The 534-nt window shown below is 46.3% G+C and carries 1 pseudogene; it reads right to left on the bottom strand.

Annotated elements, in window-relative coordinates:
• A pseudogene (locus tag R7040_RS29605) lies at nt 1–534 on the bottom strand (hypothetical protein); the annotation flags it as partial.

Raw genomic sequence — 534 nt, forward strand, 5'->3', positions numbered from 1 at the left:
AGCAGAGTCATCTGTCTTATCGACACGATATTCCACTTTGTTCTTGAACAACACATCATCGACATCAATCGAGGTGCTTACACTCACCGCTTGGCGCTCGGTGGTGATGTTTTGATCATCCTCGATTTCGCCTTTCTGATAGCCGATACCCATGTCGATGTCGTCGTTCATGTCGTAACCAAAACCAAACGAGTCAATACGACCTTTGCCGTTGTTCTCATCTACAAATTGGTTTTCTTGGTAGAAATCGACCGTTGAAGTCAGATCTGCACGTTGGCCGACAATCACGTTGTTTTTGCCTTCGTAGCTGTCATCGACATAGGTTAAGTAAGTGCTGTAGTCTTCCGTCACATCATAAGTAACGCTGGCTTCAGCCGCATCGCCACGATCGCCCGTGGTGTATTCTGCGCCAACGACGAAGTCTTCTAAAATACGCGTTTCACCACCAATAGTGACGCTGTCGTTCTCATCGTACTCATCTGTTTTTCCAACGGTTTTTTGCCCTTTGATGTAAACATTGTTGTCGCTATCCCA

It is taken from the genome of Vibrio sp. 1069 (assembly GCF_033340555.1).